Origin of the sequence: uncultured Pseudosulfitobacter sp., from assembly GCF_963976325.1 — a bacterium.
Classification (GTDB): Bacteria; Pseudomonadota; Alphaproteobacteria; order Rhodobacterales; family Rhodobacteraceae; genus Pseudosulfitobacter.
Genome location: NZ_CAXBJW010000002.1, coordinates 150,281 through 169,920, shown reverse-complemented (window position 1 = coordinate 169,920; position 19,640 = coordinate 150,281). Strand labels below are relative to the sequence as shown.

19 protein-coding genes, 1 other RNA gene and 2 pseudogenes are annotated in these 19,640 nt (G+C 61.6%); 12 read left to right on the top strand and 10 right to left on the bottom strand.

From position 1 onward, the window contains the following. Positions 1–9: 9 nt before the first annotated feature. The gene (locus AAC077_RS07970; RefSeq protein WP_339768315.1) at positions 10–984 is read left to right on the top strand and encodes a quinone oxidoreductase; all 975 of its coding nucleotides are present in this window, start codon (positions 10–12) and stop codon (positions 982–984) included. Positions 985–1,131: 147 nt separating this feature from the next. Here the strand turns inward: AAC077_RS07970 and AAC077_RS07965 are convergent, their stop codons facing one another. Then, on the bottom strand, positions 1,132–1,761 hold the full coding sequence (locus AAC077_RS07965; protein WP_339768313.1) for a ribonuclease T2: 630 nt from the start codon (positions 1,759–1,761) through the stop codon (positions 1,132–1,134). A 126-nt stretch (positions 1,762–1,887) separates the two neighbouring features. On the opposite strand from AAC077_RS07965, the gene AAC077_RS07960 reads away from it, so the two are divergent. Both AAC077_RS07960 and AAC077_RS07955 read left to right on the top strand, forming a co-directional pair. Further along, positions 1,888–2,649 carry a DUF1013 domain-containing protein gene (locus tag AAC077_RS07960; RefSeq protein WP_339768311.1) on the top strand — a complete coding sequence of 254 codons (762 nt, stop codon included), beginning with the start codon at positions 1,888–1,890 and terminating at the stop codon, positions 2,647–2,649. A 77-nt stretch (positions 2,650–2,726) separates the two neighbouring features. Further along, positions 2,727–2,894 (top strand): annotated as a pseudogene (locus AAC077_RS07955) (type III PLP-dependent enzyme); the annotation flags it as partial. A 73-nt stretch (positions 2,895–2,967) separates the two neighbouring features. Here AAC077_RS07955 and recR read toward each other — a convergent pair. From recR to AAC077_RS07935, 4 genes and pseudogenes are all read right to left on the bottom strand, one after another. Further along, a complete protein-coding gene (gene recR, locus AAC077_RS07950) occupies positions 2,968–3,561 on the bottom strand; it encodes a recombination mediator RecR (RefSeq protein WP_339768309.1) in 594 nt (197 codons plus the stop codon). Between the two features lie 89 nt (positions 3,562–3,650). After that, positions 3,651–3,995, bottom strand: a complete 345-nt coding sequence (locus AAC077_RS07945) for a YbaB/EbfC family nucleoid-associated protein (protein ID WP_339768308.1) — start codon at positions 3,993–3,995, stop codon at positions 3,651–3,653. A 64-nt stretch (positions 3,996–4,059) separates the two neighbouring features. Beyond that, positions 4,060–5,811: pseudogene (locus tag AAC077_RS07940) on the bottom strand (DNA polymerase III subunit gamma/tau); the annotation flags it as partial. A gap of 67 nt (positions 5,812–5,878) precedes the next feature. Then, the gene (locus tag AAC077_RS07935) at positions 5,879–6,241 is read right to left on the bottom strand and encodes a DUF202 domain-containing protein (protein ID WP_339768307.1); all 363 of its coding nucleotides are present in this window, start codon (positions 6,239–6,241) and stop codon (positions 5,879–5,881) included. A gap of 64 nt (positions 6,242–6,305) precedes the next feature. Between AAC077_RS07935 and AAC077_RS07930 the strand changes: the two genes are divergently transcribed. Next, positions 6,306–7,142, top strand: coding sequence for a neutral zinc metallopeptidase (locus tag AAC077_RS07930; RefSeq protein ID WP_339768305.1), 837 nt, complete (start codon positions 6,306–6,308; stop codon positions 7,140–7,142). A gap of 33 nt (positions 7,143–7,175) precedes the next feature. Here AAC077_RS07930 and ffs read toward each other — a convergent pair. Then, positions 7,176–7,274, bottom strand: an RNA gene (gene ffs / locus AAC077_RS07925) — signal recognition particle sRNA small type. Between the two features lie 225 nt (positions 7,275–7,499). On the opposite strand from ffs, the gene nudC reads away from it, so the two are divergent. Then, positions 7,500–8,468 carry an NAD(+) diphosphatase gene (gene nudC, locus AAC077_RS07920; protein ID WP_339768303.1) on the top strand — a complete coding sequence of 323 codons (969 nt, stop codon included), beginning with the start codon at positions 7,500–7,502 and terminating at the stop codon, positions 8,466–8,468. 42 nt (positions 8,469–8,510) lie between these two features. Continuing rightward, positions 8,511–8,978, top strand: coding sequence for an SRPBCC family protein (locus AAC077_RS07915; protein ID WP_339768301.1), 468 nt, complete (start codon positions 8,511–8,513; stop codon positions 8,976–8,978). 11 nt (positions 8,979–8,989) lie between these two features. Here the strand turns inward: AAC077_RS07915 and AAC077_RS07910 are convergent, their stop codons facing one another. Together AAC077_RS07910 and AAC077_RS07905 are read right to left on the bottom strand one after the other, a co-directional pair. After that, a complete protein-coding gene (locus tag AAC077_RS07910; RefSeq protein WP_339768299.1) occupies positions 8,990–10,039 on the bottom strand; it encodes a PAS domain-containing sensor histidine kinase in 1,050 nt (349 codons plus the stop codon). A 145-nt stretch (positions 10,040–10,184) separates the two neighbouring features. Further along, a complete protein-coding gene (locus AAC077_RS07905; RefSeq protein ID WP_339768297.1) occupies positions 10,185–11,015 on the bottom strand; it encodes a prephenate dehydratase in 831 nt (276 codons plus the stop codon). Between the two features lie 133 nt (positions 11,016–11,148). Here AAC077_RS07905 and AAC077_RS07900 point away from each other — a divergent pair, with 133 nt between their 5' ends. From AAC077_RS07900 to AAC077_RS07880, 5 genes are all read left to right on the top strand, one after another. Next, complete coding sequence (locus tag AAC077_RS07900; protein ID WP_339768295.1) at positions 11,149–11,652, top strand: cytochrome c family protein; 504 nt, start codon at positions 11,149–11,151, stop codon at positions 11,650–11,652. Between the two features lie 310 nt (positions 11,653–11,962). Continuing rightward, positions 11,963–13,837, top strand: a complete 1,875-nt coding sequence (locus AAC077_RS07895) for an extracellular solute-binding protein (protein ID WP_339769478.1) — start codon at positions 11,963–11,965, stop codon at positions 13,835–13,837. Positions 13,838–13,840: 3 nt separating this feature from the next. After that, on the top strand, positions 13,841–14,935 hold the full coding sequence (locus tag AAC077_RS07890) for a microcin C ABC transporter permease YejB (protein ID WP_339768294.1): 1,095 nt from the start codon (positions 13,841–13,843) through the stop codon (positions 14,933–14,935). Beyond that, positions 14,935–16,113: an ABC transporter permease gene (locus AAC077_RS07885; RefSeq protein WP_339768293.1), complete on the top strand. Its 1,179-nt coding sequence runs from the start codon at positions 14,935–14,937 to the stop codon at positions 16,111–16,113. The genes AAC077_RS07890 and AAC077_RS07885 overlap by 1 nt, the downstream gene beginning before the upstream one ends. Continuing rightward, positions 16,110–17,693, top strand: coding sequence for an ABC transporter ATP-binding protein (locus tag AAC077_RS07880; protein WP_339768291.1), 1,584 nt, complete (start codon positions 16,110–16,112; stop codon positions 17,691–17,693). Before AAC077_RS07885 ends, AAC077_RS07880 begins: the two co-directional genes overlap by 4 nt. Before the next feature lie 2 nt (positions 17,694–17,695). On the opposite strand, the gene AAC077_RS07875 is transcribed toward AAC077_RS07880, so the two are convergent. Both AAC077_RS07875 and AAC077_RS07870 read right to left on the bottom strand, forming a co-directional pair. Beyond that, a complete protein-coding gene (locus AAC077_RS07875) occupies positions 17,696–17,842 on the bottom strand; it encodes a hypothetical protein (RefSeq protein ID WP_339768289.1) in 147 nt (48 codons plus the stop codon). Between the two features lie 111 nt (positions 17,843–17,953). Beyond that, the gene (locus AAC077_RS07870; RefSeq protein WP_339768287.1) at positions 17,954–18,499 is read right to left on the bottom strand and encodes a cysteine hydrolase family protein; all 546 of its coding nucleotides are present in this window, start codon (positions 18,497–18,499) and stop codon (positions 17,954–17,956) included. A 280-nt stretch (positions 18,500–18,779) separates the two neighbouring features. Here AAC077_RS07870 and AAC077_RS07865 point away from each other — a divergent pair, with 280 nt between their 5' ends. Further along, positions 18,780–19,640, top strand: coding sequence for a LysR family transcriptional regulator (locus AAC077_RS07865; RefSeq protein ID WP_339768285.1), 861 nt, complete (start codon positions 18,780–18,782; stop codon positions 19,638–19,640).

Below are 19,640 nucleotides of genomic sequence, written 5' to 3'. Positions count from 1 at the left end.
GCCACGGACATGGCACTGACGGCACTTATCAAGGAACACGGCGGGCCCGAGAATTTTGTTCTCGAGGACCGACCGGTCGGCAACCCCGGCGCAGGCGAGGTGCGCATCGCGCACAAGGCCGTGGGGTTGAACTTTATCGACGTGTATCAGCGTACCGGGCTTTACCCGATGGACCTGCCCCATGCGCTGGGCATGGAAGCTGCAGGTATCATCGAAGCGGTGGGCGAGGGTGTGACCCACCTCAAGGCAGGCGACCGTGCCGCCTATGCGGCCCAGCCGCCCGGTGCCTATTGCGAGGCGCGGGTGATGCCGGCTGCACAGGTCTGTCCGCTGCCCGACGACATCAGCTTTGAACAAGGTGCGGCGATGATGTTGAAGGGCATGACAGCGCAATACCTGCTGCACCGCACCACGCCGCTGCAAATGAACGACACCGTGCTGTTTCATGCCGCTGCTGGCGGTGTGGGGCTGATCGCTTGCCAATGGGCGCGCTCGGAAGGCATCAAGCTGATCGGCACAGCCGGCACCGATGAGAAATGCGCCCTGGCGCTTGAGCATGGCGCGACCCATTGCATCAATTACCGCACCGAAGACTGGGCGGCACGGGTGCGCGACCTGACCGACGGCAAGGGCGTTGATGCGGTTATGGATGCGGTGGGCAAGGACACCTTTGACGGCTCGCTCGACAGTCTGAAACCGTTGGGTATGATGATCTCGTTCGGCAATGCATCCGGCCCCGTGCCACCGTTCAATCTGGGTATCCTGGGGCCCAAGGGCTCTTTGAAAATCACCCGGCCGTCGATCTTTACCCATATCGCCGACCACAACACCTGTCAGCAAATGGCGCAGCATCTGTTCGACAAGGTGCTGTCGGGCGATGTGGACATTCGCATCGACCAGCGGTTTGCCCTGAAAGACGTGGCAGACGCCCATCGCGCGCTGGAAGCCCGCAAGACGACAGGCAGCACAATTCTGACGCTGTAGCGCGTGCCGCCCCTGCGGGAGCCTCCGGCGGGGACTTTTGAGAACCAGAGAAGTGGGGCGGGCATCACCGGTGTCCGCCCCTTCGCGTGCAATCAGCCTGTTTCTTTTGGCCCGAAATATCCCCGCCGGAGGCTCCTGCCCTTGCCGCTAGCGCACAGGATCGAAAAGGGCGTCTTTCATCCGGCAATCGCGCACCACGTCTTGCCCGCACGGCACCGGTTTCAGGTCGCGCGACAGGCAAATGCGCGCTTCCTGGATCATTCCGTTCTGGCAGGTGATGGTGATACCGTCGCGTTCAAATCCGGGATTGGCTTGCAAGAACGCCTCTTCGATCACCGACGCGGGCAGCTTCATGCGTTTGGTGATTTTGCGAAACACCGGCGGGCGCACGACAGTGGCATATGCCTCGCGGGACAGGGCGTAATAGCCGGCGGCGCTGAGGCCGGTGCAGGTGCCGTGTTTTTTCCACTGGTGCCATGCCAGGCCGGATGTCCCCATGATATCAGCCATTTGCGCGGTCATGCCCCGCGACGGCGGGCGCTCGGCAGTGTTGCAATAGGACGGATAGCCGCGATGGTACTGTGGCCACAGGCCATGCAGGATCCAGCCGTGATCCTGGCTGTCATCGCATTGCGGCGACCGGCGTGCATCGCCTTCCAATGCGCACCAGTTGGGCGACCACGACAGCGACATCACGTAGTAATCGAACACGCCTGCGCGGTCGTTTTCTGCCCAGACGGGCAGGGCCATACATAGCCAGATCAGTGCTGCGCGCATTCGCCTCTTTCCTTATGCCCCGTTGGCCAGTATATAGCGCCCAAGTTCCCCGACAATGGAAACCGTTCTGCCCCGCAGGACAGCCCTTTCAGGCGACGGGAAAGTTATGCTTAAAGGAGCGAGACAATGGCAAAACCGATCATGGCCAAGGCGACAGCCGTCTGGCTGGTGGACAACACGACAATCAGCTTCAAGCAGATTGCCGATTTTGTTGAAATGCATGAACTGGAAGTGCAGGGCATCGCTGATGGCGATGTGGCCGCAGGCGTCAAGGGTTTTGACCCCGTTGCCAACAACCAGCTTACGCAGGACGAAATCGACGCCGCCGAGAAATCGCCGTCGCACAAGCTGAAGCTGAAATTCAACGCCGCCGCCCAAGGCGAGGAAAAACGCCGTGGTCCCCGCTATACGCCGCTGTCGAAACGCCAGGACCGTCCGGCTGCGATCTACTGGCTGGTCAAGTTCCACCCCGAGCTGGCAGACAGCCAGATTTCGAAGCTGGTGGGCACGACCAAGCCGACCATTCAGGCGATTCGCGAGCGCACGCACTGGAACATTGCCAACATCCAGCCCGTCGATCCGGTCGCGCTGGGCCTGACCAAACAGTCCGAACTGGACGCTGCCGTGCAAAAGGCCGCCGCCAAGAAAGCCGCCGAAGGTGCCGTGATGACCGACGACGAGCGTCGCAAGCTGGTCAGCACCGAGCAAAGCCTGGGCATGGACGCCGAGCCCAAGATCCCCACAGCGATCGAAGGTCTGGAAACGTTCAGCCTGTCGGGCCGTGACGACGAAGACGAAGACGAAGACAAGAAAAGCGCGCACCTGGATGCGGGCAACCTGTTCAACCTGCCCGAAGGCGGTGACGACGACGAAGACGACGACGCCTGATTGTCCGAAATCAGACGTCACAAAGGGCGGTAGGGGCGACCTTGCCGCCCTTTTTCATGGGGTGTCGGCAGTCAGACCCGTCGTGCGACAGTGCAGATGTGCTTTACGAAAGGCGCCCAATGATGTTGCCTGTGGGTCTACGTGCCGGAGACAAGGTGTTGATTCGCAACTGTGGGGCCTATAGCACCACTTATGCGACCATCGGGTTCAACGGATTTCCGCCGCTGGATGTGATCGTTCTCTGAACGATAGATCGCGCGGAATAGGGTCGTCTGCTTTGGGAGGAGCAGGCGACCTTTTTTATTGTATCCCCTGGGGTCAGACCGGCTTTCGGGCGCGCAGGGCGGCCGTGATGGTGCCGTCGTCCAGATAATCCAGCTCGCCGCCGATGGGCACGCCCTGGGCCAATGTGGTCAGTGTCACGCTGCCCTCAAGCTGGTCCGCGATATAGTGCGCGGTGGTCTGGCCGTCGATGGTGGCGTTCAGCGCAAGGATGACCTCGCGCACGTCCTCGGCCTCGATCCGGTCGATCAGACGCGGAATCCGCAGTTCTTCGGGGCCGACGGCATCCAGCGCCGACAGCGTGCCGCCCAGCACATGGTAGCGCCCCTTGAACATGCCCGAGCGTTCCATGGCCCACAGGTCAGCCACGTCCTCGACCACGCACAGCTCGCCGTTCTGGCGCTTGTTCGACGTGCAGATATCGCAGACATCGGTGGTGCCGACGTTGCCGCAGTTCAGACATTCGCGCGCGGTGGCGGCGACGGTTTGCATCACGTCGGCCAACGGCGTCAGCAGCAGGGCGCGCTTGCGGATCAGATGCAGCACCGCGCGACGCGCCGACCGGGGGCCAAGGCCCGGCAGCTTTGCCATCATCTCGATCAGGGCGTCGATGTCTTCGGTTGAACTCACGCGGGGTCCTGGGGGTGCAGTGCCGCCCGGTGGGGGTCTGCGGCAGACCGGCCCTCCGGGGGGAGTTTAAGGGGCAAGATGAAGCCTGTTCAGAACGGCAGCTTCATGCCTGCGGGCAGGCCGAGGCCTTCGGTCATCTTGGTCATTTCTTCTTGCGATTTCGCGGCGGCCTTGGCCTGGGCGTCCTTGATCGCGGCAAGGATCAGATCCTCGACCACTTCCTTGTCGTCGCTGTTGAAGATGCTGGGGTCGATGTCCAATGCGGTCAGATCGCCCTTGGCGGTGGCGGTGGCCTTGACCAGCCCTGCGCCGGATTCACCGGTGACCGTGACGTTTTGCAGGTCGTCCTGCATCTGCGCCATCTTGTCCTGCATTTCCTTGGCTTTTTTCATCATGCCGGCCATGTCGCCCAGCCCGCCCAGTCCTTTAAGCATTGTCGTCTCCTTGGGTGTATGTTTGATCTTGTTATGTGATGTCGCGTGCCTGTCAGGGCAAGGGTCAGTCTTCCTCGAAAGGGTCCCATTCGTCTTCGACCTCGGGCAGGGCCTCGACCTGGGCCGAGGCTGCGATGTCTTCGGGGGTGCGAATGGCGGTGATCCGCGCCTTTGGGAATTGCGCCAGCACGGCCATGACCAGCGGATGCGCTTCGGCTTCGGCGCGCTGTTCCAGCTCGGCGGCATCGCGCACCTCGGCGATGGTCTTGCCGCCGCCGTCGTTGACGATTGTCACGGCCCAGCGGTTGCCGGTCCATGTTTGCAGGCGCGCGCCCAGCCGTTGCGCCAGATCGCGGGGGGCGTTTTCCGTGGGCACGAATTCAATGCGGCCGGGTTGGTAGGCCGCCAGTTTCAGCGAGGTTTCCACCTCGACCAGCAGTTTGACGTCGCGGTTTGTGCGGATCAGTTCGATCACATGCTCGAAGGTGGGAAAGCGGGCCAGCGCGCTGTCGGCATTGACGGCCAGCGCCGCAGTGGGGCCGCCGTTGCTGTGGGCCGCAGGGCGGGCGGCCTGCGCATAGGCCTGCGTCGCACCGCCCGATGCTGCACCACCCACCGCGCCGCCATTGCCACCGGGTGCGGGCGGTGGCGTGCTGTTCAGCTTGCGCACCAGTTCCTCGGGTGTGGGCAGGTCGGCCACATGGGTCAGGCGGATGATCGCCATTTCGGCAGCCATCATCGCATTGGGGGCGGCGGCGACCTCGTCCAAGGCTTTCAGCAGCATCTGCCACAGGCGCGTCAGCACCCGCATCGGCAGGTTTTCGGCCATGGTCTGACCGCGCTGCCGTTCGTCGGGGGACACGGTGGGGTCTTCCGACGCTTCGGGGGTGATTTTGACGACGCTGACCCAATGGGTGATCTCGGCCAGATCGCGCAGCACCGCCATCGGATCGGCCCCGTCGGCATATTGCGCGCCCAGCTCGGTCAGCGCCGCCGCTGCGTCGCCGCGCAGGATCATGTCCAGCAGGTCCAGCACGCGCCCACGATCGGCCAGTCCCAGCATCGCGCGGACCTGTTCGGCGGTCGTCTCGCCCGCGCCGTGTGAAATCGCCTGATCCAGCAGCGATGTCGCATCGCGCGCCGACCCTTCGGCGGCGCGGGTGATCAGGGCCAGCGCGTCGTCGGCAATCTCGGCGTTTTCGGCACTGGCGATCTTGCGCATCAGCGCGATCATCACCTCGGGTTCGATCCGGCGCAGGTCGAACCGTTGGCAGCGCGACAGCACCGTCACCGGCACCTTGCGAATCTCGGTGGTGGCAAAGATGAATTTGACGTGTGCGGGGGGTTCTTCCAGCGTCTTCAGCAGCGCGTTGAACGCACTGGTCGACAGCATGTGCACTTCGTCGATGATGTAGATCTTGTAGCGGGCCGAGGCCGCGCGGTAGTGAACCGAATCAATAATCTCGCGGATGTCGCCCACGCCGGTGCGCGATGCGGCGTCCATTTCCATCACGTCGACGTGGCGGCCTTCCATGATGGCCACGCAATGTTCGCAGACGCCGCAGGGTTCGGTCGTGGGCGTGCCGTTGCCGTCCGGGCCGATGCAGTTCATGCCCTTGGCGATGATCCGCGCGGTGGTGGTTTTGCCGGTGCCGCGAATGCCCGTCATGATGAACGCCTGCGCGATGCGGTCGGCGTCGAACGCGTTTTTCAGCGTACGCACCATCGCATCCTGACCGACAAGATCGGTAAAGGTTTCGGGCCGGTATTTGCGGGCCAGTACCTGATATTGGACGGGGGCTGTGTCGGTCATGGCAACCTTGCTGGATTCGAGTGACCGGCCAAACCTATGTGCTGGCGGCGGCGGCGTCTACCGCTCAGGCCTACAATGACCAAAGGATAACGCCGGTGCCAAGCGCGCCAAGCGCCATGACGATGGCAACGATCAGGAAATAGCGCGGTGTCTTGATCGACGCGTCGCGCTGGCTCAGGCGGTCATGCGTGCGCGCCGCCTGTCGTTGGGCTGACCAGAACATGAACAGGGCGGCGGCCAGAAAAATGGACGCGACGGCTTTGGCCATCCACGTGGGTTCAAAGGCACCAAACACCGCCTTCAGGCCGATGGCGACGCCGATGGCGGCCATGCCCGTGCGCATCCAGCCCGCAAAGGTGCGTTCGTTGGCAAGGCTGGTGCGGTCTTCGGCCCAGTGAGTGCGGTCTTCGGCCAATTCATTTCTGTCTGACATTGAACTAATCTGGTGCAAAGGCGTTGGCTGACAAGCGGTTTTAGCGCCAAAAGGGAGAATTATCATGCGTTTGCGGGGAATCAAGGGCAGTCGGAATGTCGAGGTCCGCGGGCGTGGGCGTGCAGGCGCTGCGGGTGGCATTGGTGTTGTCGGTCTGCTGGTGGTGCTGGCTGTCGGCTATTTCACCGGCATTGACGTGACGCCGCTGGTGCAGGGCGCAGGTCAGCAACAGACGCAGCAGGGCGCGCCCGCCCAGCCTGCGAACCCCGAAGCCACACAATTTGCATCCCAGGTTCTGGCCACGACCGAACAGGTCTGGACCCAGATCTTTGCCGAGCAGGTGGGGCGCGCATACACGCCGCCGGTGCTTGTGGTCTTTGACGGCGTCACACAAAGCCCTTGCGGCGGGGCATCCGGTGCCACGGGGCCGTTCTATTGCCCGGTGGACCAAAAGGCTTATCTGGACACGCAGTTTTTCGACATGCTGTCACAGCGGTTGGGCGCGGACGGCGATTTTGCGGCGGCCTATGTGATCGCCCACGAGGTAGCACACCATGTGCAGAACCAGTTGGGCATTCTGGGGCAGGTGAACGCGGCCCGACAGCGGGCCAGCACCGCCGAGGCGAATGCGCTGACCGTGCGGCTGGAGTTGATGGCCGATTGCTTTTCGGGCGTCTGGGCCCAGTCGGTGCGCGGCCTGATGGAACGTGGCGATCTGGACGAGGCGCTGAATGCGGCGCGCAAGATCGGGGATGATTATCTGCAACGTCAGGCCGGACAGGTGCCGCAGCCGCATACGTTTACCCATGGCACATCGGAACAGCGGTCCGGCTGGTTCCAGCGCGGCTATGACAGCGGGCAGATTGATCAATGCGATACGTTCGCCGCGCAGAAGCTGTAAGGGGAACACGCCGCTTTGCCGTGCAAAGGGCGAAGGTGAGAGATTGGACAACGACCCAAGCGGGACTCGTTACGGCTGCTTCCTTCCGGATCTGACCGGGTTGGCGAGGCGCTCGCCCGCGCCAACCTCTCGATGCCCCATATAGGGGGCGTGTGGCGGCATGGCAACCGGTTGCCTGCATGGAAATTCGTGGTTTCCGGCAGGCAGGGCGGTGCTTCGGGGCAATCTCTGGGGGAAAATCCGACGCCGCCCGACGTCCGTGGGTTGAGCAAGCGCCTGATCGGCATGGTTTTCGTGGGATTGAACCATTTTCGCCCCCGTGGCACAGGTTAATCCGGTGCGAGGGAGACAGTGCAGATGAGACATGCAGAAACGGTGACATTCGGAGGTTCGGCGCTGGACCGCGCGGGCGAGATACGCGCTAACCCGCAGGCAATGGCCGAGGCACGTGCGCACCCCGATGCCCGTGCGATCGTGTTGTGGCGTGGCAAGCCGTTGATCGTGCGCATTCGTCCCACGATCCTGATGCGCCTGCCGATGGACCACCCGATTTTGCAGGACGCGACCGACGCGCCGATTTTTCTGGGCCGCGAAGACGGCGCGCCGCGCTTTGCCTTTGATCTGTCGAAATGGGAGCCGGACCAGACTGATATGGCCGCGCTTGGCGGGTTTCTGGACCCCAGCGAACAGCACCACCCGACCTTGGACGATCTCGAGGTTTTTGCCGAATTGCGCCGCATCATGACGTGGCTTAGCCCGCGCGACGCGGAACTGGCTGCGACGGCCAAGGCGATCATCGGCTGGCACGACAGCCACGGGTTTTGCGCCAAATGCGGCGCGGCCAGCGAGATTGCCGATGCCGGTTGGCGTCGGGCCTGTCCCGCCTGCCACACCAGCCACTTTCCGCGTACTGATCCCGTGGTTATCATGCTGATCACACACGGAAATTCCGTTCTGATGGGTCGCTCTCCCGGCTGGCCCGATGGCATGTATTCGCTGCTGGCGGGCTTTGTCGAACCCGGCGAAACGCTGGAAGCGGCGGTGCGCCGCGAGGTGTTCGAGGAAAGCGGCGTGCACGTGGGGCAGGTCGATTATCTGGCCAGCCAGCCGTGGCCTTTCCCGGCGTCGCTGATGTTCGGCTGTCACGGTGTGGCGACCAGTGACAAGATCCAGATTGATCCGGTCGAGATCGAGGACGCGATGTGGGTCAGCCGCGAAGAAATGGTGCAAGCCTTTGCCGGCGAGCACCCGCGCCTGCTGCCTGCACGCAAGGGCGCTATCGCGCACTTCTTGCTGGAAAACTGGCTTGCGGATACTTTGGATTAAGATGAAGCTGATAGAAAATCTCAGAAGAGAGCAGGCAGGACCATGAAATTTTCAACCCGAGAGGACTTCGAAGCCCCCATCGAAGGCGTGTTCGACATGCTGTGCGATTTCGAGGGTTTTGAACGCTCGGCCATGCGCCGCGGTGCCGAGGTGCAGCGGGTGGACCGGCTGCCCAAGCCCGGCGTTGGCATGATGTGGGACGTCGTGTTTTCGATGCGTGGCAAGATGCGCAAGGTGCAGCTTGAGATGACCCGCTTTGATCGGCCGCAGGACATGCTGCTGGTCTATCGCTCGGCCGGGCTTGAGGGGACGTTCCAGATCGAGCTGATGGCGCTGTCGCGCACCCGCACGCGGGTGGCAATCGCGCTGGACATCGTGCCGCTGAACTTGTCGGCGCGCCTGTTGGTGCAATCGCTGAAGCTGGCCAAAACGTCGCTGACCAAACGGTTCAAGCTGCGTGTGGCCGAATACGCCAAGACGATGGAAGACCGTTACAAGCGCTCTGCCTGACCCGCTACGATTCAGGCGCCACGCGGCATCGTAAAGGTAAAGCTGGTGCCCGCCTCGTCCGAGGTCAGATGCATCGCGCCGCCATGCGCGCGCGCAATCTGGTCTGCAATATACAGCCCCAACCCCAGCCCCTTTTGATCCTCGTCAGGCTCGAACCCCGAGAAAGGTTCGAATATGCCCACCTGCCGCTCGGCGGGGATCGGGGTGCCACTGTTCTGCACGCTGATCACCAGTGCGTTGTCATCGTCACGGGCGTGCATCCGCACCGCCGCTGCGTTGTCGCCATGTGTCGCCGCGTTGGCCAGCAGGTTTGACACCAGTTGTGCAATGCGCATACTGTCAACACGCACCGGATCGGCAAAGTTGAACTCTGCCTCGAACCGCGTTTGCGGGTGTGCCAGCCGGATTTCCTCAAGCGTGTGGTTCAGCACCTTGTGCAATTCGCTGTCGGTGGGCGACGCCAGGTTGATCCCGTTGCCCAACCGCGCGCGGGCAAAGTCCATCATGTCGTTGATCAGCGCAGACATGCGCGCGACAGAATCCTGAATGCCGGCCATCAGTTGCTGTTTGTCCTGATCCTCTTCTTTGCGCTGCAACATCCGCGTCGCGGCGTTGATTGCCGCAAGCGGGTTGCGCAGGTCATGCCCCAGTATCGCGATGAACTGTTCGCGAAAGCGCGCTTCTTCCTCGCGGTTTTTCAGGTTGGCGCGGTTCAGCTTGTCTTCGGTCACGTCGCGGGCGGAGCAAAAGTATTTGTCGCCCTCTGGAACACAGTTCCATGACAGCCAGCGATAGCCGCCATCTTTGTGCTGATAGCGGTTTTCAAACGCCATGATGGGTCTGCCGCGCTGAATCATTTCGAATGCATCATTCGTCCTGTCGACATCGTCGGGGTGGACGAATTGAAAGAACTCTTGTGTCTCGACCTCGTGCGCACGCCAGCCAAGGACGGTGTACCAGGCGGGGTTGGTGTTCTCGAATTTCCCGCTGGCGCTGAGCACGCCCAACATCTCGGGCGTGACATGCCATGTAAGGCTGTATTTTTCGAAAGAATCCGGCATTTGGCAGGCTCAGTTCACAAGCGGGTTAACAGCAGGTCGGAAAAGGAAAGCTATTGAAATGCCTTTGCAAAACAAGGGCTGGTTTTCCTCATACGACGCTGAGGGTTTTGAGGCAAATGGATATTAAAAAGCGCCTGAGAATGGGTTAATCCCGTCCCGGAGCCGCAGGATAGACGCCCAGAATGTCGATCATATTGGTGAAGTAATCCAGTTCTTCCAGCGCCCGCGCCACGCCGGGGTCTTCGGGGTGGCCTTCGATGTCGGCATAAAACTGGGTCGCGGTGAACGCGCCGCCAACCATATAGCTTTCCAGCTTGGTCATGTTGACCCCGTTGGTGGCAAAGCCGCCCATCGCCTTGTAAAGGGCTGCGGGAATGTTGCGCACCTCGAAGACGAATGTGGTGATCATGTGATCGGCGCGGCGGCTGTGATCGGCTTGCGGCGCCATCAGCAAAAACCGCGTTGTGTTGTGCCCCTGATCCTCGATGCCATCGGCCAGTACCGTCAGCCCGTGGATTTCCGCCGCCACCGAAGATGCCAGCGCCCCCACGCCCATTTCGCCAGACGCCGCGATATCGGCGGCGGCACCGGCGCTGTCCGCCGCGGTTTCCGCTGTAATCCCGTGCGCATTCAGAAACGCACGCGCCTGCGGGATCAGAACCATATGCGCGCGCACATGTTTGATGTCGTCCAGCGACTGGCCGGGGTTTGCCATGATGGCAATCCGCACACGCACGAACGCCTCGCCGACAATACGCAGGCCGGATTGCGGCAACAGGCGGTGAATGTCGGCAACGCGGCCATAGGTCGTGTTCTCGACCGGCAACATGGCCAGATCGGCAGCACCGTCGTTCACGGCGGCAATCACATCGTCAAAGGTGGTGCACGGCACGGGAATCGCTCCGGGCCGTGCTTTCAGGCAGGCTTCGTGACTATAGGCGCCCAGATCTCCCTGAAAGGCGATACGTTCCGGCATGATTGGTCCTTTGTCGTAGGCCCCGGCGTGATTTACAGGGGGCAGGGCGATTGGTCGCGGTAACTACACCTTGCCACAGCCAAGGGGAAGCCGTAGAAACCGCGCCAAACCCATAGACGTGGATGCGAGACAAATGTTCGACACTATGACGACGACAAAGGTGGCCGGCGCGCTGTGCGGCGCGCTTCTTATTTTCCTGCTGGGCAAGTGGGGCGCCGAAGGGCTGTACCATCCTGCAAGCCATGGCGAAGCCGCCTATGTGGTCGAAGTGGCCGACGCGGGTGGCGATGCCGCCCCAGCCGAGGAAGTGAACTTTGACGAGCTGATGGCCAGCGCCGATGTCGAAAGCGGCGCCAAGGTTTTCCGCAAATGTTCGGCTTGCCACAAGCTTGACGGCAGCAACGGCACCGGTCCGCACCTTGACGGTCTGGTCGATCGCGCAGTTGGTAGCGTTGAAGGCTTTAGCTATTCGTCCGCGATGGCGGAACACGGCGGTGTGTGGACACCCGAAGAGATCAGCCATTTCATCGAAAACCCGCGCGGCTATATCTCGGGCACAGCGATGGGCTTTGCCGGTTTGAAAAAACCTCAGGATCGCGCCGACGTGATTGCTTATATTCAAAGCGTTTCGAACTGATCGAACGGCTTGATTGCAGATTTTCCAAGGCCGCTTGCACCGCGCAGGCGGCCTTTTTTGTGCGATCAGGCCGTGATTGACGTTTCGCCGCCGTTCACGGAAACGCAACTTGTGTCCGGTGCCGCTGGCCCTTTAGCTTAGATGTGCCATATTGCGTTGAAACCAACGCCAAAAACGACCCCCACCAAGGAGGACAGGTATCATGATGTCACGTCACCGCAGCCCGAAGGCCCGCGTTATCGCAAAGGTCCGCCGCACCTCGCCGGACAGGGGCGTCTGGGCCGTTGGGCTTGCCCTGCTGTTGGCGCTGATGCTGGCCCTGCCGGTCTGGGCGGACGATGCGGCGGCGACGGATACCACCGCGGCGGCGGATGAAAAAATCATCGACACCTACGGCTACTCCTTTTACGGCGATCTGAGCTATCCCGAGGATTACAAAAACTTTTCCTACGTGAACCCCGACGCGCCCAAGGGCGGTGAAATCTCGTTGGGTGTGGTGGGCACATTCGATTCGATGAACCCTTACACCCGCAAGGGACGGGCCGGTGCACTGTCGTCGATGATGTACGAAAGCCTGCTGGGCGAAGGGCCAAGCGGTGCTGCGGTGCCTGCTGATGTTTATGCCGAATCCTACGGCCTTCTGGCGGAAAGCCTGGAATACGACGAGGGCAAGAATTGGGTGATTTTCCATATGCGCCCCGAGGCGAAGTTTTCTGACGGCACCCCTGTCACCGCCTACGACATCGAATTTTCGCACAACCTGTTGCTGGACGAGGGCCTGAAATCCTACGCCGATGCGGTGCGCAAGCGTATCCCCAAGGTCGAGGTGATCGACGATCACACCATCAAGTTCTACTTTGCCCCTGGCATTTCGCGGCGGTCGTTGATTGATCAGGTGGGCGCGGTCCCTGCATGGTCAAAGGCATGGTACGAAAAGACTGGCGCGGGTCTGAACGAAAGCCGCATGGAGGTTTCTCCCGGTTCCGGTCCCTATGTGATCGAAAGCGTCGATGTGAACCGCCGTATCGTCTATAAACGCAACCCTGACTACTGGGGTGCCGACTTGCCCTTCAACGTGGGGCGCAACAACTTTGACCAGATTCGCATCGAATATTTTGGTGACGACACCGCATCGTTCGAGGCCTTCAAAGCGGGCGAATACACATTCCGCCGCGAGAGCGATTCAAAGAAATGGGCGACCGGCTATGATTTCCCCAAGGTGGAAAGCGGCGCGATCAAGGTCGAGGATCTGCCGGACGGCGCGCCTCCTGCGCCTGCGGGCATCGTGTTCAATTTGGGCTCAGAGCCGCTAAAGGACCGTCGCGTGCGTCAGGCGCTGGCGCTGGCGTTCAACTTTGAATGGACCAACGAAAGCCTGCAATACGGGCTGTTCAAACAACGCGCTTCCTTTACGCAGGACACCGACGTGATGGCAAACGGCGCGCCCGAAGGGGCCGAGCTGGAGCTGTTGAAAAGCCTTGGCGATCTGGTGCCGGCCGAGATGCTGAGCGAACCCGCAGTGGTGCCGCACACCTCCAGCCCCGAACGGTTGCTGGACCGGCGGAACACCCGTGCCGCGATGAAGCTGCTGGATGATGCAGGTTGGCCCGTGGGTGATGACGGCATTCGCCGCAATGCCGAAGGGCAGGTCCTAAAGCTTAACTTCCTGTTCAACTCGTCGGCGTCGGGAACGCTGTCGGGGGTGATGGAAAACTATGTCTCGAACGTGAAAAAACTCGGCGTCGACATCACCCTGGAAAAGGTGGATTCGTCGCAATACACCAGCCGCGAGCGGGACCGCGATTATGATCTGGTTTATGATCAGTACCTGACATTCCTGATCGCGCACACCGGTCTGGGCCAAGCCTACGGCTCGGAAACCTCGGCGTTTTCGCTGTTTAACCCTGCGGGCCTGTCCAGCCCGCTGGTCGATGCAATCATCGACGCTGGCCTGAACGCACAGAACAGCGCCGACGAAAAGACCGCCTTGATCGCGCTTGACCGTGCCTTGCGGTTCGAATTTTTCATGATCCCGGTCTGGTACAACCCCAGCCACTGGGTCGCCTATTACGACCAGTATGAACACCCCGACACCATCCCGCCCTTTGAATTGGGGTATATGGATTTCTGGTGGTACAATCAGGACAAAGCCGACGCCCTGCGCGCGTCGGGCGCGCTGAGGTAACAGATGGGCGCCTATATTCTAAGACGGCTGGCGCTGGTCATACCGACGCTGCTGGGTATCCTTTTGGTCAACTTCGTGCTGACCCAATTCGTGCCCGGCGGTCCGGTGGAACAGGCCATCGCCCGCGCCCAGGGCGGCGGCGACGTGTTCCAGGGCTTTGCCGGTGGCAACAACGACGCCGGCGGCATGGACGCGCTGAACACCGCGTCGGACAGCAAATATATCGGTGCCCGTGGCCTGCCGCCCGAGTTCATCAAAGAGCTTGAGAAAGAGTTCGGCTTTGACAAACCTCCGGTGGAGCGGTTCTTGCGGATGGTCTGGAATTACATGCGCTTTGATTTCGGCGAGAGTTATTTCAGGTCGGTCAGCGTGGTTGATCTGATCATCGAGAAACTGCCCGTGTCGATCACACTGGGCCTGTGGTCCACGCTGATCGCTTATATGATCTCGATCCCGCTGGGCATCCGCAAGGCGGTCAAGGACGGGTCGCGGTTTGACACATGGACATCGGGCGCCATCATCGCGGCCTATGCGATCCCGGGCTTCCTGTTCGCGATCCTGCTGCTGGTGCTGTTCGCGGGCGGGTCGTACTGGCAGATATTCCCGCTGCGCGGACTGACCTCGGACAATTTCGACACGCTCAGCGCCTGGGGCAAGGTCAAGGATTACGCCTGGCACATCACCCTGCCGGTGCTGGCCAGCACCATCGGGGCCTTCGCCACGCTGACCCTGCTGACCAAGAACAGCTTTCTGGACGAGATCAAGAAACACTATGTGATGACCGCCCGCGCCAAGGGGCTGTCGGAACGCCGCGTGCTCTATGGCCACGTGTTCCGCAACGCCATGCTGATCGTCATCGCGGGTTTTCCGGCAGTGTTTATCGGCGTATTCTTTGGCGGCTCGCTGATCATCGAGACGATCTTTTCGCTCGACGGTCTGGGCCGTCTGGGGTTCGAGGCCGCGGTGGCGCGCGACTATCCCATCGTTTTCGGCACGCTGTTCATCTTTGGCCTGATCGGCCTTGTGGTCGGCATCTTGTCGGACCTGATGTATGTGCTGGTCGATCCGCGCATTGATTTCGAGCGGAGGGAAGGCTGATGGTGCACGAAACCGATCCCGTCGTCGCACAGCCCACACCGGGCGAAGCACCGGCCCCGCGCCGACGCACCTTTGGCCTGTCACCGCTGAACAAACGCCGCTGGAGCAACTTCAGGAAAAACCGCCGCGCCTTCTGGTCGCTGTGCATTTTTCTGGTGCTCTTCGGGCTGAGCCTGTTTGCCGAGTTTCTGGCCAACGACAAGCCGATTTTGGTGCGTTATCAGGGCGAATTCTACACGCCGATCTGGAACTTTTACCCTGAAACCGATTTCGGCGGCGATTTCCAGACCGAGGCTGTCTACCGCGACCCCGAGGTGAAATGCCTGATCGCCACGGGTGGCATGGACGCCTGTTTTGACGATCCCGATGCCTTGATCATAGACGCCGCAGACGGCGAGATTGACGGCACGCAGATCAACCGCGGCTGGGCCATCTGGCCGCCGATCCCCTATTCGTTCAACACCGCCGTGGACCGCCCAGGCGCGGCCCCCCTGCCGCCCAACCGTCAGAACCTGCTGGGCACCGATGGCACCAAACGCGACGTGCTGGCGCGGGTGATCCACGGCTTCCGGCTGTCGATCCTGTTCACCCTGATCGTGACGGGGTCGGCCAGCATCATAGGTATTATCGCGGGTGCGGTGCAGGGGTTCTTTGGCGGCTGGACCGATCTGATTTTTCAGCGGATCATCGAAATCTGGTCCTCGACGCCCAGCCTTTATGTCATCATCATCATGTTCGCGATATTGGGGCGCAGTTTCTGGCTGCTTGTGTTCCTGCTGGTGCTGTTCAGTTGGACGGGTCTGGTTGGCGTGGTGCGCGCTGAATTCCTGCGTGCGCGCAATCTGGAATATGTGCGGGCGGCGCGGGCCCTGGGCGTGGGGAACGTGACGATCATGTTCCGTCACATGTTGCCCAACGCGATGGTGGCGACGTTGACCATGCTGCCGTTCATCATCACCGGCACGATTTCATCCTTGGCGGTGCTCGATTTCCTCGGCTTTGGCCTGCCATCGTCGGCGCCTTCGCTGGGCGAGCTGACCTTGCAAGCCAAGCAGAACCTGCAAGCGCCCTGGCTGGCCTTTACCGCCTTCACCGTGTTCGCGGTGATGCTGTCGCTGCTGATCTTTATCTTTGAGGGCGTCCGCGATGCCTTTGACCCGCGAAAGACGTTTTCATGACTGATCCCATCCTCAAGGTGGAAAACCTGCGCGTGTCCTTCCGGCAGGACGGCGCGTTGACCGATGCGGTCAAGGGCGTGTCGTTCAGCGTTGCGCGTGGTGAAACCGTGGCGCTGGTGGGGGAAAGCGGCTCGGGCAAGTCGGTGTCGGCGCTGTCCACCGTGTCCCTGTTGGGCGACAGCGCGCAGGTGTCAGGCTCGGTCACATACGACGGGCAGGAAATGATCGGCGCCAGCGACGCGCTGCTGCGCAAGGTGCGCGGCAACGACATCTCGTTCATCTTTCAGGAACCGATGACCTCGCTCAACCCGCTGCACACCATTGAAAAGCAGTTGACCGAAAGCCTGGCCCTGCATCAGGGGCTGGCAGGCAAGGCGGCGCGTACGCGTATTCTGGAACTGATGGACAAGGTCGGCATCCGCGACGCCGAAAGCCGTCTGGGGGCCTATCCGCACCAACTGTCCGGCGGCCAACGGCAGCGGGTGATGATCGCCATGGCGCTGGCCAACCAGCCCGACGTTCTGATCGCGGACGAACCGACCACGGCGCTGGATGTGACCATTCAGGCGCAGATCCTGGACCTGCTGGCGGACCTGAAGCAGACCGAGAACATGGGGATGCTGTTCATCACCCACGATCTGGGCATCGTGCGCCGCATCGCGGACCGTGTGTTCGTCATGCGCCACGGCGAAGTGGTCGAAAGCGGCCCGACGGCCGAGATTTTCGCCAACCCGCAACACGACTACACCAAGATGTTGCTCAGCGCCGAACCCTCGGGCGCGCCGGACCCTGTGGCCGCAGACGCGCCCGTGGTGGCCGAAACCGAACATCTGAAGGTCTGGTTCCCGATCCAGACCGGGCTGATGCGCCGGGTCACCGGCCATGTAAAGGCGGTGAACGACGCCAGCCTGACGGTGCGCGCCGGTGAAACCGTGGGCATCGTGGGCGAAAGCGGCTCGGGCAAGACCACGCTGGCGCTGGCCATCATGAGGCTGATCTCGTCCCAAGGGCGGATCGTCTACATGGGGCAGGACGTGCGCAAATGGTCCACCCGCGAATTACGCCGTCTGCGGTCGGAAATGCAGATCGTGTTTCAGGACCCCTTTGGCTCGCTCAGCCCGCGTATGACCTGCGCCCAGATCATCGCCGAGGGGCTGACAGTGCACAAGGTCGACGCCCACCGCGACCGCCGCGAACTGGTCAGCGAAGTCATGGTCGAGGTGGGCCTGGACCCCGCCACGATGGACCGCTACCCGCACGAGTTTTCAGGCGGCCAGCGCCAGCGCATCGCCATTGCCCGCGCCATGGTGCTGCGCCCCAAGCTGGTGGTGCTGGACGAACCGACCAGCGCGCTGGACATGACGGTGCAGGTGCAGATCGTGGAACTGCTGCGGAACTTGCAAAAGAAATACGGGCTGGCCTATCTGTTCATCAGCCACGACCTGAAGGTCGTGCGCGCGATGTCACATCAGGTGATGGTGATGAAGCAGGGCGATGTTGTGGAACACGGCACCGCTGCTGACATGTTCGACAATCCGCAAACGGAATACACCCAGACGCTGCTACAGGCGACGCACTAGGTTTATTGCACCGAGGTCAGTGTGGATGTGTGAACGGTCGGCACCTGCAAGGCGGCCAGCCACGTCACGGGCTGTTCTTTCGGCAGGCTGACGACCACACCCAAAGCCAGCGCGGCGGCCAGGCCGGTTGCCATGATAAACAGTTTCATGCGCTGTGCTCCTTTTGCGTTCGACACAAGTATAACGCACACGGAGCAGAATTCCGTCGCTGTATTGGCTGCTTTTTATTCAAGTCGGCCAAAAACAGCGCATGGGCTGGTTCAGTCGGCCTGATCAAGCGACGGGATCACATTTGCATATGTGCCGTTCAGCGCCGCCATGATTGTCGTGTGAACCTGCGGCGCGGGCACTTCGGTGTCGTTCCATTTGACGGCAGGGGCCGCGCAGGCGTTGGCGATGATTTCAACCTTGTAGCCCAGATCGCTGGCCGCGCGGGCGGTGGCGTCGATGCACATCTGGCTCATCGCGCCAACCAGACGGATGTGGGTGACGCCCTTGGCTTGCAATTGCGCGTGCAGGTCGGTGTTCAGAAAACTGTTCGGCTTGTGTTTCAGGATCATCGCCTCGCCCGCGACGGGTGCGACCGACGCATGGATTTCCGCGCCTGTCGTGTCGGGGCGGAAAAACGGGGCATCCTTGGTGCCTTGGTGATGCACATGAAACACCGGCCATGCACGGTCGCGGGCCTGTTCCAGCACGTCCTTGGCAGCCGCAGCGGCAGCGTCCATCTGGTGCAAGGGCCACCGGCCCCCGGGGAAATAGTCGTTCTGAATATCCACGAGGACCAAAGCTTTGACGTCGTTCATGCGTTCACTCACTGCTTTTTGCGATCACTGTCGTGCGACGATTGCACGAACCAATGCCCCTTGGGAAGCCAACGCTTGCGGGGGGCTTTCGGTTTGGTCTCGGGCGCTTTGATCGCACCGCTCCGCGTGGCAGTTCTGAAAGTATTTGCGTATATCAGCAGCATCTTGCGTCCTTTCGTTTTTGCGCTTCGATGCTTGTAATGTGTGGCTATTCCGTGATTGATACCACTCAATTGGATTTCTCAAATGTAAGCTGGGGTTTCATATGGACTGGCGACACATGCCCCCCTTGGCCGCATTGCGGGCCTTTGCGGCCTTTGCCGAACGGGGCACATTGGTTGGTGCGGGTGGCACGCTGGGGGTCAGTCACGCCGCCGTCAGCCAACAAATCCGCAGTCTCGAGGATCACCTGGGGCTGCCGCTTGTGGATCGCACAGGCCGCAAGCTGGAACTGACCGAGGCGGGCGCCGTGCTGGCCCAGGCGTGCAGCGAAGGCTTCGGCAACATCGCCCGCACGGTCGAGGACATCACCGGCGTCAGCGACGCGCGCGCGGTGCATGTGTCGACCACGCCAACCTTTGCCGCCTCGTGGTTGATGCCGCGATTGCCTGCGTTTCAGGCGGACCATCCGGGGATCAAACTGCTGATCGACCCAACCCCCAAGCTGGCCGAGCTTAGCCCGGGCGGAATTGATCTGGCGATTCGCTACGGGGTTGGTCCGTGGGGGCGGTACGATTGCCAGATGCTGCTGGAATCCCCCATCGTGGTGGTTGCAGCGCCCTCATTGATTGCAGGGCGCCCCGTGGGAACCCCGACCGACTTAGCGTGCCTGCCATGGCTCGAGGAACTGGGCACCACGGAAAGCACCACGTGGCTGCACCGGCACGGTGTCGAACAGGGGGCAGTGGGCGCTTACATGCAGATGCCGGGCAATCTGGTGCTGGACGCGGCGCGGGGCGGGCAGGGGATTGCGGTGACGGTGCGTGCCTTCGTGGCCGCGGACATCGCCGAGGGGCGTCTGGTGCAGTTGTTTGAAGAACCGCAGGCAGGGGCGGGCTATCATCTGGTCACACGGGCCGGTGTCATGCGCCCGGGGTTGCGCACCTTTGTGCGCTGGCTGGCCCGTCAGGTGCCGACGTAG